The sequence below is a fragment of the Thalassospira sp. SN3W genome (assembly GCF_038070535.1).
Taxonomy (GTDB): domain Bacteria; phylum Pseudomonadota; class Alphaproteobacteria; order Rhodospirillales; family Thalassospiraceae; genus Thalassospira; species Thalassospira xiamenensis.
The window spans coordinates 1,444,819-1,456,504 of sequence record NZ_CP121124.1 but is presented as its reverse complement, the minus strand read 5'-3'; the positions used below and the strand labels follow the sequence as shown (position 1 = coordinate 1,456,504).

The window sequence follows — 11,686 nt, the reverse complement described above, 5'->3', positions numbered from 1 at the left end:
ATGACCAACACCGCATCCGAACCGCTTTTTGATACCGTTGCCTTTATCGGCATGGGGCTGATTGGCTCGTCACTTGCCCGTCGTATCCTGCGCGATGGTCTGGCGAAAAAGATCACTTGTGCCGTGCGTTCCGAAGCCACCCGTGACCGGGTGCTTGAACTTGGTATCGCCGATGAAGCCTATTGCGGCATCAAGGAAGCGGTTAAAGATGCTGATCTGGTGATGATCTGTGCGCCGGTGGGGGCCAATGAAGCCATCGGCGCACAGCTTGCCGGAAACCTTAAAAAAGGTGCGATTGTTTCCGATGTCGGATCGGTCAAACAGGCGGTCATTCGCGACATTGCGCCGCATCTTGACGAAGGCGTCTCGTTCGTGCCGGGCCATCCTTTGGCCGGGACCGAACATTCCGGACCGGATTCAGGTTTTCCCGAACTGTTCGAAGGCCGGTGGTGCATTCTGACCCCGGTTCCCGGTGAAAAGGAAAGTGCGACGGCACGCGTGCAGGCTCTTTGGGAAGCATGTGGCATGAAAGTCGAATGCATGGATGCCGATCATCATGATCGCATTCTTGGCATCACATCGCATCTGCCGCATCTGATCGCCTATACCATCGTCGGGACGGCAACCGATCTTGAAGATGCACTGCGTCAGGAAGTCATCAAGTTTTCCGCATCGGGTTTCCGTGATTTCACCCGTATTGCCGCATCCGACCCGACGATGTGGCGCGACGTGTTTTTGAACAACCGCGAAGCGGTCCTTGAGGTTCTTGGCCGTTTTCAGGAAGATTTGATGGCGTTGCAACGCGCGATCCGCTGGGGCGAGGGTGAAAAACTGTTCGACCTGTTCAGCCGTACGCGTGAAATCCGCCGTGGTATTGTCGATGCCGGGCAGTATTTCACCAATTTCTCGGCCGAAGGTGAAGACCGCCAAAGCGACGCCAAGGGCAAAAACAAGACCGATAAATAATCAATTTTCACGGTTTGCAAATGGCAGGCCGTCGTCGGGCGGAAAGATGCGCCCCAAACAGCATCTTTTGCGGGAAAAAGGGGAACGTCATGCCTGCCACCGATCATCCGGCTTTTGCACTGATTATGCCGTTCTTGTTTGTGTTCCTCTGGAGCACGGGCTTTGTTGGCGCAAAGTTCGGACTTCCCTATGCCGACCCGTTTACCTTTCTGTTTGCCCGTTTCGCCATTGTGATTGTTCTGATGGTGCCGGTGATTTCGTTGCTAGGTACCAAATGGCCCAAAAGCTGGCGGCAGGTTGCCCATATCAGCACGACCGGTGTTCTTGTACACGGGATTTATCTGGGCGGTGTTTTCTGGGCAATTGATACGGGGCTTCCGTCGGGTTTGGCGGCCTTGATCGTCGGATTGCAGCCGGTCGTGACCGCATCGGTCGTCGGTGCCCTTCTTGGGGAACGTGTCAGTGGACGCCAGTGGGCGGGGCTTGTTCTTGGCCTGATCGGTGTGGCGTTGGTGCTGGTGCCCAAAATCGGTGATGGGATCGGTATTACGGCCTTTGGCATCGGGCTTGCCATCATGGCACTGTTTGGCATGACGGCCGGGACGCTTTATCAGAAGCGGTTCTGCACGGGCATGGACCTGATGAGCGGTACGGCCATCCAGTATGTTGCCGCGGCGGCTTTTGTCGGGGTGGTTGCCCTGATCAAGGAACCCTTGGTGATCGAATGGAGCATGAACTTCATTCTTGCGATGGCGTGGCTGGTTCTGGTGTTGTCAATCGGCGCGATCATGCTTCTGATGGTTTTGATCAAGCAGGGCGAGGCAACCCGGGTTGCAAGCATGTTCTACCTTGTCCCGCCCACGGCTGCCTTCTTTGCCTGGCTGCTTTTTGATGAACATCTGGGCATGCTCGGCTTTGCCGGATTTGCAATTGCCGCACTTGGGGTGGCATTGGTGATGGTGAAACGCTAGGTTCAGAACCGGACATAAAACGCCAGCATGACCGGAGGAAATTTTGACTGAGCCCCAGGAAAGATGGGTATTTGGATATGGATCGCTGCTGTGGCGTCCGGGCTTCGAATTTGAAGAACGGGCACGCGCGACGCTGCGTGGCTATCACCGGTCCTTTTGTATCTATTCCCATCACTATCGCGGCACACCGGAAAATCCGGGGTTGGTTCTGGGGCTGAATGTTGGCGGGGAATGTGTCGGGAACGCGTTTCGGATCGCGCCTGACAACTGGCTGCTGGTCAAGGCCTATCTTGATGAACGCGAACTGGTGACCAACACCTATATTCCCGCCGATGTCGAGGTCGAGCTTGCCGACGGACGCACGGTCATCGCGCACACCTATGTCGCCGATCCAACGCATGAACAGTTCGCCGGAAACCTGCCGGTGCGAACGGCGGTTGAAATCATTGTTGCGGCACATGGCAATATTGGCCCGAACCTGGAATATCTTGAAAACACGGTCTGCCATCTTGACGAGATGGGAATTGTCGACCCGCCGTTGCATGATCTGATGGATCTGGTGCGCCGCGAATACGGTGAAATCAATATGGGAGCCGGAATCTGATGTCGGACGCCACCACAACGTCCAAAGGTGCCAATGCCCCATTGATGGCCGCCTATCTGATGCTGGTTGCCTGCGCGATGATGTGGGGGTCAAACCATGTCGTTGCACGCGGGGTGAATGCCACGGTGCCGCTTGAAGCATTGGCGTTCTGGCGTTGGGTTGTGGCCGCCGTATTATTGTTTCCGGTTTGTATTCCGCACCTTAAACGCGATCTGAGGCTGATGGCCGATCATAAAATGTCGATGTTCCTGATCGGAACAACCGGCGTTTTCATGTTTTCAATCGTCATTTATCTGGCGGCTTACAACACAACGGCGGTCAATACCGGGCTTCTCAATGCGACAACCCCGGTCTGGGTTCTGTTATTTGCAGCGGTGCTTACGGCCGATAAACCCAAGCTTGGCCAGTGGGCCGGTGTGCTGATTGCCGGTGTCGGGACGGCGGTGATCATTGCCAAAGGCGACTTTTCGGTCTTTGCCGAGATGAACTTTGTCTCGGGCGATCTGTTTGCGATGATTTCAGCAATGGTCTGGGCGGCATACTCGATGCTTTTGAAACGTGCCCCCAAAGGGGTCCATCCACTAAGCCTCGTGTTTGTTTCGGCCCTGATCGGGTTGGTGTTCCTGACTCCGCTTTATATCTGGTCGGTGACTGTTCGCAATGAGCCGTTCTTTACCCATCTTGATCCGGCATGGCCCGATATGCTCAAGATTTTCTATATCGGCGCGGGGCCCGCTTTTTTGGGCTATCTGTTCTGGAACAAGGGGGTTGCGGTTGTCGGCCCGGCAAATGCCGGTGTGTTTCTGTATCTGATGCCGGTGTTTGCCAGCATCCTTGCCATCATCTTTTTGGGCGAGGAATTGCACATTTACCATCTGGGCGGGATCACATTGATTGCCTTTGGCATCTGGCAGGCAACACGCCGGAAAGCATAAAAGCTGCCGGACGGATAGAATCGAAAAGGCCGGATCAAACTCCGGCCTTTTGGGTGTTCGAACGATCCGTATGATCAGGACGGCGTTTTTTCCTGGTCGACGGATTTCATCGGAATCGCGGTTTTGGCTTCCTGCTGTTCGGCTTCGGCTTTTTCGCGGGCTTCCTCGATCTCGACGTCACGTGATGTCAGGGTCGGCAGATTAAACTCGGCCTGTGCTTCGCGTTCAAGTTCCCGCGTGCGGTCATCAATCCTGCTTTTGATCGTTTTCATAAATGTTTTGCGATCCAGATCCGGCTCAATCGCGGGCAGGAATTCCATGGTGACCTCGCCACCGTATTTCATGAAGCTGTGACGTCCCCAGAACATGCCGGAATTGATGGCAACCGGAATGACCGGCGTATTGGGGAACGCCTTGTATAGCGCATAAATACCGGGATGATACGGCCGATCCGAACCGGGCGGTGTGCGGGTTCCTTCGGGGAAGATTACGATCTGCCTGCCGTCCTCAAGCGCACGTTCGGCACCCTTGATCATGTCTTTCAGGGCGGATGATCCAGCCGATCTGTCGACCGCAATCTGCCCGGAAAACAACAGGAACTGCCCCATCAACGGAATGCGGGTCAGTTCCTTTTTCAGGATATAGGCCGGGTCAGGCACGACCGTGTGAAAGGTCAGGGTTTCCCACGCAGACTGATGTTTGGCAACCAGAATACAGGGGCCTTTGGGCAGGTTTTCAAGGCCGCGAATACGTTTATACATGCCAACAGAGATGGCCAACGCGCCTTGCGTCAAATGACACCACATATGTCCAACAAGCTGATTGGCCTTGCGACCAAACGGCATCAGGGGAACCATACAAATGCAAAGTGCTGTTGTACCGGCGAAAAACAACACGTTAAACAAAAACGCGCGCAGGGCTCTCATGCAGACAGATCCTTCAAACACTTAGTCAAAGGGTTTGTAACAGTTATACGACACGAGTGAAACGCTGTATCTTCAACCCGATTTCTGTGCCGGGCGATTTGATGCGGAATAATCCTGTCCGGAGGGTTCTGGTGTCGGGGCGGGGCCATGCAGGTTGGCGCGATCACCGTCTGGCAGCAGCCGCAGGATATAGTTCCTGAGGCTGGCAAACAGGAATTTGTTATATTCGCTTGCGATCAGGCTGGCGCTTCCCGGCCACCGCCACCAACTGTCGACCTTGACGTTATCGGGGAACACCGGGTGGGCGATGATTTCGACATCGGGCATCAGGCTGCGAAATTCCAGAAGCGACCTCGGCATGTGATAGTTTGCCGTGACGATGCGCAGGCTTTTATAGCCTTCCTCATACACCCAAACCGCCGTTTCCTGCGCATTGCCGCGGGTGTTTTCCGCAACATGACCCAGAACCACACAGCATGAAACCAGCCGGGGATCGGCTTTGCCCGCCGATAGAAGCTCGTCGACTTCAACCCCGCGATAGACGCCGGAAATAAACAGCTTTCTGGCAAGCTGGCGGGTCAGAAGACGGCGCCCTTCCGAAAGCCGTTCACTGCCACCGGTCAGAACAACGATGGCGTCAGTCTTGCGATCAGGTTCATCAACCGCAGTTGGAATGATGTCGACATACCAGATAAAGCCACCCGCCCAGACCAGCCCCAGCAGGATCAGGGTCGATAGCAAAAACCGGAACCGGCGAAAGCGTCGTCGGTGCTGAACGGAAAGGGGCGGCCTATTCATATGATTGGGCCTGACGGGACGCTGGCATGCGACAGGGCTCTCCTTTTGGGACAAGGTCATGATCCGAAACAGTAAATGATCACGACGCTGCAGGCCGACTATACGGAGGAGTGAGGCAGGTTACAACATTCTGCGCAAGACACGCAGCACAGTTCTTTTGGCCGTCATCTGTGCGACACCGGCGACCACGAACGGAATGGCGATGATGATGCCGATGAAAAGCGGGCTGAAAACCAGTGTCGGGATTGGCCATCCCGCCCGCATGCCAAGCCACGCGATCACACCCGAAACCGGCAGGGCGATCAGAAGGCCGATCAATGCCCCGAAAAATGCCAGCCGCAGGTTATGGCGGGCAAACTGGCCCGCGATATAGGAATCCTGTGCCCCGATCAGATGCAGCAATTCAATGATCGTCCGATGGATTGAAAGACCCGAACGTGTGGCAAAAACAACCGACAGCATCGTTGCCCCAAACAGCACGACGATTAACGCCATCAATGCCAGTTCCACCGAAAAGGCAACATCGGCAATCCGTTCTATCCAGATGCGATGATCATCCAGAACGGCTTCGGGGGCGATTTCACCCAGACGGCGTTCAAGCATATCGAAATTAAACCCGGTTTCCGGGGTGATTTCGATAATGCGCGGGATTGGTAATTCGCTGACGATTTCATCGGGGCCAAGCCACGGTTCAAGAAGGGCCGACATGGTTTCGGGGCTGAGTTCCTCGATCCGGGAGATGCCGGGCATGTCGGCGAGCTGTTCGATAATATCGTCAACGGTTGCCTGCAAAGCCTGTTCGCGTTCTTCGGTGTCGCGATCCGCCATGCCGGTCGGGGGAACCTGTATCGAAAGGCTGCCTTCGATCTGACCGGACCATTTGCCGACACTGTCATGCAGGGCCGCCAGGCCAACGATCGAAAACGTCAGTAAGGCCACCATCAATGCGACGATGCTTGGCAAAAAGCGCGTCGATGAGTCGCTATCAAGTGGCAGATGTGACGGTTGCGAACGAAAAGCCATGATCGATTTTGGGTCCTGTCTGAGCCAGTTGCCGTCGGTTTGGTCGGTTACGCGCTATGCGTGATGTCGTGCAGGGTGCCAGCCTCAAGCAGCCATTGATTATGGCCAAAGCGACGCACAAGTTGCCGGTTATGGGTGGCGATCAGCACTGTGGTGCCAAGTTTGTTCAGTTCTTCAAAAAGATATAACAGCCGCATGGCGATCCGGTCATCAACGTTGCCGGTCGGCTCGTCAGCCAGAAGCAGAGCCGGGCGGCCGATAACCGCGCGCGCGATGGCAACGCGTTGCTGCTGCCCGCCGGAAAGCCGCGATGGAACCGCATTGATCTGATCACCAAGGCCGACCCATTCGAGAAGTTCGGTCACATTTTTGCGGATTTGCAGATCCTCGACCCCGGCGACGCGAAGCGGCAGGGCGACATTTTCAAAAGTCGTCAAATGATTGATCAGGCGGAAGTCCTGAAACACCACGCCGATCTTGCGGCGGATGGCGGGCAGTTCGTCGCGCGGAATGCGGATATTGTCGCGTCCGAAAATATTGATCTCGCCGCGTGTCTGGCGCAGGGCAAGATAGAGCAGGCGCATCAATGTCGATTTGCCTGCACCAGAAGCCCCGGTCAGGAAATGAAAGCTGCCACGATGCAGGGTAAAGTTCAGATCGCGCAGAATCTCCGGCCCGGATTCATAGCGGACACCCACATTCCTGAAACTTACGACTTCAGTCAAAACTTGCGCTCCATATCGCAGCACGACGTATCAGACCCGACATAACATGATAATGATGGGGCCGCTTGAACAATTGCAAAAGTCCGATCTGGCTGATCCCAGAGTGGGTATCATTATAGATTGGCCGAAAATATGACGACTTAAACAGTTCTTCGGATGTCATCTAAGCACCATATGTGCAATGCTGTGCCATCCAAATTGGGGCAGCTTCAGTTATCTGTGCTTAACAGTCTGTTAAATCGCCGCTATTTACATATAGTGTAGGTTCTGCCCTACACCGGCGAATTCGGGGGATCGTCGGAAATCACTCAGGTTATGGCCGTGCCCCGGGTTTCATGCCGCTGACATCGAGATGCCAGGTTTGCAATGATCATTACTTGCCCAGATTGTTCAAAAAAATACTCTGTGAAAACAGAGGCGATCGGCCCAAAGGGCAGAACCGTACGCTGCAAAAACTGCGGCAATAGCTGGCATCAGGACCCGCCGGGAATGAAAACCCCGTCGCCAGCACAGGAAAACAAGCTGCCGCCGCCTTTCGATCAGGATGGCGCGCTTGGTGCCGATTTCAATGCCGATCAGATGCCAGGTCAGGTTGATCCCGGTTTCGAGGATGCGGACAAAATTCCCGATCCGCCCCCCATCCCGCAGCAGCTGATTCGCAACAATCCGAAACCGCCTGCGAAATCGAAAAAGGGTGTGATTGGCTGGATCCTGTTCTTCCTGATCCTTGGCGGGATTGGTGCGGGCGGATATTTTGCCAAAGATATCCTGATCAACCTATGGCCGCCGATTGCCAAGGTCTATGACATGGTCGGGCTTGATGTACCCCATGTTGGCGAAGGCCTTGATATTCGGGAATTGCCGCCGACTCGCGAAGAGGAAGACGGGGTTGATGTTCTTGTCGTTCGTGCCGAGATCGTCAATATCAGCGAGATCGACCGCGTTCTGCCCTATCTGCTGATCGAGCTTCTTGATCCGCTGGATCGTGTGGTTCAGCGCAAAAAAGTGCCGCTGATCTATGACGAAAGTGCGGTGCAGGGCGGGGCGGACATGCCGATGGAAGCCCAGATGCTGCCGGTTGGCGAAACCATGACGGTCGAAACCAAAATCCGTCGTCCGAACCCGACAGCAACCCGTTTGCAAGTCACATTCCTTGACCCGCGCGAGGCGGTTGAGCCCTGATCGGTTTGATCTGAAAATGACAAGGGCAGCGATCCGTCGCTGCCCTTTTGTTTTATCTGTGTGGTCCTTTTGACCGGCCTTTAGAACCGTTTCAGCAAGCGATCAATATATTCCTGTTCGATCACCGGGCGGTCCGGGTCGCCGGAACGACGGCGGAGTTCCTGCAAGATACGCCATGCCCGTTCAAGGGTGTCGACTTCGGGGATGACGGTGGTGCCATCGCCGCCCACCGGCCGACCAAGCGGATCACGATTGCCCGACCCCTGAAGTTCATCAAGCATCGGCATCATCTGGCTTAAACCTTCAAGAGCACGGCTTAGCTCGCCAATACCCTGTTGCAGGGCTTCCATGGCCTGCCCCTGTTGTTGCAGGGCTTCGTGGGCGCGATTGTGGTCAAGGGCCTCTGCGGCGCGTTGCATGGCCTCTATCGCGGTTTCTATGCCGCTGAGATTGCCAAACTGGCCAAAGCCGGAATTATTGGTCAGGTTCTGCGCATCCCCGGCAAGATTTTGCTGCTGCCGGGCGCGGTTGCCATTGCCGCCGGGGCTTGAGGGATTATCCCCCTGATTCATCAGGTCCTGCTGGCGGCGGGCAAGATCGCGAATGCCATCAAGCATTTCGCGCAAGGTGGATGTGATATCGGCCCCGCCGTCGCCCGATGTAACCTGCATGTTTTCGACCAGTTCGCGCAGGCGGTCGATCAGGGCGCGCGCCTGATCACGCGCACCAGCCTGCATGAGTGCTTCGATCTGATCGACGATACGTGACAGGTCCTGCTGTTCAAGGATGGCGGCGGGGCCCTGTTGCTGGTTCTGCTGATTCTGCGGTGCCTCGCGGGCGAGGGCGGCCATATATTCGTTAAGGGCGCGGCGATAGTTTTCGATCAGATCGGCGATTTCGGCTTCGGTCACGTCCGGGTTGGCAAGGGCATCCAGCAGCCGTTCCTCGGCCTCCATCAGATTGCGTTCGGCCATGCCATAGCTGCCGCGTTCGATCTCTTCGGCGATGTGCCAAAGCAAACCGGCCACGTCCTGATGGACCTTACGGTCGCGCAGATGTGCCGAAAGCCTTGCCTCTGTCACGGAAAGTGCAAGAAAAATGCCGATATGGCCGTTAAATGCCTGCGGGGCATAAATGACAGGCATAAGGGCGTTGCGCATTTCAAGGGCCTTGTCGGGATAGCGCAGCAATCCGCGGCGGATCGTGATCAGTTTTTTGGCCACGGGATGGGTGAATTCACGTTCGGGCAGAATGATCGAACGTATGTCGCTTTCGCCATTTTGTCCGGCGTTGTCGAGCGAAACCAGTTGCAGATTAACCGGAAGCCCCGCCCATGGATGGGATACCAGATCAATGAAGCGGGGGCCTTCGATCCGTGTCGGCATGGCGGCCGTACCACCCGGGGTGTTGCCACCAGACAGATCGATACGGATATTATCGATGGTGCCAAACTGTTCGCGATCAGTGCCGTCGGTTGCGGGCGTGATAACCAGTTCAAGGTTTTTCATGCCGTAATCATCGGTCGCAACGTAGTCCAGCCGGATATGTTCGCGCCGGGTAATCGAAGGCGGGCTTGCAAATGAAAGTGCGGGCGGTTTATCGGCAACCAGATTGACATTAAGGGTCAGCCGATCCGTGCCCCAGACCGAAATGCGCCATGGTCCGGCCTGATCAAGTGCGGTCGAAAGGACATAGCTGTTGTCGCTGCTTTCGGATATGTCGCGTTCACCGGTCGGCGTATGCAGGGTCGGTTGCCAGACACTGCCGATGCTGCCGGCAAGTGTCGACCCGACAGGCACGTCGACATCAATGACGCGCGATGCGTCAGAGCCGCCATCATCCTGCTTTTGCTGGCCTTTAACCTGCTCGAACCGCAGGACGCGCGGGATTTGTCCGGTATAGGCCGGTGGGGTCACCCACAATGTCGTGCTGAAATCAGCAGCACCCAGCCGTTGCAGCGGGCTGAATGCCTTGTAAAACCGCTCGCTCATGCGGTCGTGACCGGCAAACAGGCCAACGCTCAGAAGCAATACGGGCAAGATGACCAACCCGTATCGATCCACCCTGGCAAGGGACGGCACCGGACGGGGCAGATGCAGATGGTTCAGCATTGCCTCGTGGCGTTGCAACTGTTTTTGCCACAGATAGCTGGTCAGCGGATCGTCGCGATCTTCGATATGGTCTTCAAGGCTTTGCAGCGGGTTGTTTTCAAGGCCGTTTTCCTGTTCCATCCTTTGCAGGACAGCACGGCGATTGGGCCATGTGAAATGGCGCCACGGCAGGATAATGGCAGCAAGACCGGCAACTGAGAGGATCGACAGCAAAATGATATGCCCGGTCGCGGGCAGTATTTCAAAGGTACCGGTCAGGGTCAGACCGGCAATCAGCATCACGATTGTCAAAGGCGGGATCAGCCGCGGCCATACCCGTTCCCACGACATGATCATCCGCGCCAGTCGCAGATGCCGTTCCAGTCGGGGATTGGGTGGTATGATCGACATATCGAATTTCGGCCCCTGCAATCGCCCCGTGCCCGAGACATGTGACGCCAGCGGGGTCTGACAGGACCCTCATCTAAGTTTGGGGCTTTGACGCGGCGGGTCAAGTCAGGATCGCGCGTGAGCCAAAATAAAAGGCGGTCCCGGGTGGGGGCGGCTTTTGGCGGTATATAAAGTTTTTTCAAAAAGTTCTTGATTTGTTCTTTTCATTGTGGCATAAGGACAAAGTCAACGGGAGAAATGCACCCGGACCGAAACCCGCGAAGCGCCTTGTGCCTTGCGGGTTTTTGCGTTTGGGGCCGGGATCAAAGAGGTGATCAGGATGCAGCGGCAAGGATTGAGGCAGGGCGGCGGGGCACTCCGCAGGATGCTCATCGGCGGATGGCGAAGCCATTACGGCGGCATTCCGCGTTGGTGCTAACAGGTTTCGAAAACGCTTATTTGTCATGACGGGAGAGGTGCGTCTTGTCGGGGAACGGACCCCGAATTTGCCGGAAGCGGCAGCAATGGCAGCAGTGGCTGCGGGGATTTGTGGCCCGTCAGCGGTGGGCAGGTTGGGGGCAGTGCGCCCGAAGAGTGTCTGCTGGTGAAAATGGCGAACGCCCGAAGAGTGTCTGGATGTCGGGGTGGCAGGTTGCCGCCTTGGCCGGACGGTGATCGAGGCGGCAGAGAGCCCGATTGATTGTCCGTCGGCGACGGTTGGGTTGCTGGAGGCCCGAGGTTTGTCCGGCGTCGATGGTCGTGGCCGTGCCGGACGGGATCGGGACGGGCAGCGAGGTCGTGGGGCGTCTGAGGGCGAGTCTGACGAGGGCCCGGAGTTTGTCCGGCGTCGGTGTCATGGCATTGCCGAAAGGGACCGGAGCGGGCAGCGAGGCCGTGGGCCGTTTGCTGGCGGGGCTGGCGGAGGCCGGAGGTTTGTCCGGGCAGGGCATTGACCTGCATCCGGGAGATCGAAAGGGATGAGCCGAAAGTGCTGATACGATCAACGATACCCTTGGGGTGTCAGGGGCCGATGAAACCTGCCGGGCAGGATGGGGATATGCAAAAGGCGGCCTTTC

10 protein-coding genes are annotated in these 11,686 nt (G+C 56.4%); 5 read left to right on the top strand and 5 right to left on the bottom strand.

Translation table 11 applies throughout. The features are described 5' to 3' along the window. From P8T57_RS06535 to P8T57_RS06520, 4 genes are all read left to right on the top strand, one after another. Nucleotides 1-966, top strand: coding sequence for a prephenate/arogenate dehydrogenase family protein (locus P8T57_RS06535; RefSeq protein WP_341364946.1), 966 nt, complete (start codon nucleotides 1-3; stop codon nucleotides 964-966). Nucleotides 967-1,055: 89 nt separating this feature from the next. Continuing rightward, the gene (locus P8T57_RS06530; protein WP_341364945.1) at nucleotides 1,056-1,937 is read left to right on the top strand and encodes a DMT family transporter; all 882 of its coding nucleotides are present in this window, start codon (nucleotides 1,056-1,058) and stop codon (nucleotides 1,935-1,937) included. 43 nt (nucleotides 1,938-1,980) lie between these two features. Beyond that, nucleotides 1,981-2,541, top strand: a complete 561-nt coding sequence (locus P8T57_RS06525; protein WP_114093527.1) for a gamma-glutamylcyclotransferase — start codon at nucleotides 1,981-1,983, stop codon at nucleotides 2,539-2,541. Next, nucleotides 2,541-3,476 carry an EamA family transporter gene (locus tag P8T57_RS06520; RefSeq protein ID WP_037987096.1) on the top strand — a complete coding sequence of 312 codons (936 nt, stop codon included), beginning with the start codon at nucleotides 2,541-2,543 and terminating at the stop codon, nucleotides 3,474-3,476. Before P8T57_RS06525 ends, P8T57_RS06520 begins: the two co-directional genes overlap by 1 nt. Nucleotides 3,477-3,550: 74 nt before the next feature. On the opposite strand, the gene P8T57_RS06515 is transcribed toward P8T57_RS06520, so the two are convergent. From P8T57_RS06515 to ftsE, 4 genes are all read right to left on the bottom strand, one after another. Beyond that, a complete protein-coding gene (locus tag P8T57_RS06515) occupies nucleotides 3,551-4,402 on the bottom strand; it encodes a 1-acyl-sn-glycerol-3-phosphate acyltransferase (RefSeq protein WP_037987098.1) in 852 nt (283 codons plus the stop codon). Between the two features lie 72 nt (nucleotides 4,403-4,474). Next, nucleotides 4,475-5,200 (bottom strand): YdcF family protein, encoded by a 726-nt coding sequence (locus P8T57_RS06510; RefSeq protein ID WP_181849867.1) that lies wholly within the window; start codon nucleotides 5,198-5,200, stop codon nucleotides 4,475-4,477. Between the two features lie 120 nt (nucleotides 5,201-5,320). Continuing rightward, a complete protein-coding gene (locus P8T57_RS06505) occupies nucleotides 5,321-6,223 on the bottom strand; it encodes an FtsX-like permease family protein (RefSeq protein WP_007092007.1) in 903 nt (300 codons plus the stop codon). 47 nt (nucleotides 6,224-6,270) lie between these two features. Further along, on the bottom strand, nucleotides 6,271-6,948 hold the full coding sequence (gene ftsE / locus P8T57_RS06500) for a cell division ATP-binding protein FtsE (RefSeq protein ID WP_037987102.1): 678 nt from the start codon (nucleotides 6,946-6,948) through the stop codon (nucleotides 6,271-6,273). A gap of 366 nt (nucleotides 6,949-7,314) precedes the next feature. Between ftsE and P8T57_RS06495 the strand changes: the two genes are divergently transcribed. Beyond that, on the top strand, nucleotides 7,315-8,130 hold the full coding sequence (locus P8T57_RS06495) for a DUF3426 domain-containing protein (protein WP_341364944.1): 816 nt from the start codon (nucleotides 7,315-7,317) through the stop codon (nucleotides 8,128-8,130). A gap of 80 nt (nucleotides 8,131-8,210) precedes the next feature. On the opposite strand, the gene P8T57_RS06490 is transcribed toward P8T57_RS06495, so the two are convergent. After that, nucleotides 8,211-10,631, bottom strand: coding sequence for a DUF4175 family protein (locus P8T57_RS06490; RefSeq protein ID WP_341364943.1), 2,421 nt, complete (start codon nucleotides 10,629-10,631; stop codon nucleotides 8,211-8,213). Nucleotides 10,632-11,686 lie beyond the last annotated feature (1,055 nt).

Bases quoted from the DNA above. Each gene is read 5' to 3' on its own strand.
- P8T57_RS06535 (WP_341364946.1), top strand. From the start codon at position 1: ATGACCAACACCGCATCCGAACCGCTTTTTGATACCGTTGCCTTTATC.
- P8T57_RS06530 (WP_341364945.1), top strand. From the start codon at position 1,056: ATGCCTGCCACCGATCATCCGGCTTTTGCACTGATTATGCCGTTCTTG.
- P8T57_RS06510 (WP_181849867.1), bottom strand. From the start codon at position 5,200: ATGAATAGGCCGCCCCTTTCCGTTCAGCACCGACGACGCTTTCGCCGG.
- P8T57_RS06520 (WP_037987096.1), top strand. From the start codon at position 2,541: ATGTCGGACGCCACCACAACGTCCAAAGGTGCCAATGCCCCATTGATG.
- P8T57_RS06495 (WP_341364944.1), top strand. From the start codon at position 7,315: ATGATCATTACTTGCCCAGATTGTTCAAAAAAATACTCTGTGAAAACA.
- P8T57_RS06515 (WP_037987098.1), bottom strand. From the start codon at position 4,402: ATGAGAGCCCTGCGCGCGTTTTTGTTTAACGTGTTGTTTTTCGCCGGT.
- P8T57_RS06490 (WP_341364943.1), bottom strand. From the start codon at position 10,631: ATGTCGATCATACCACCCAATCCCCGACTGGAACGGCATCTGCGACTG.
- P8T57_RS06505 (WP_007092007.1), bottom strand. From the start codon at position 6,223: ATGGCTTTTCGTTCGCAACCGTCACATCTGCCACTTGATAGCGACTCA.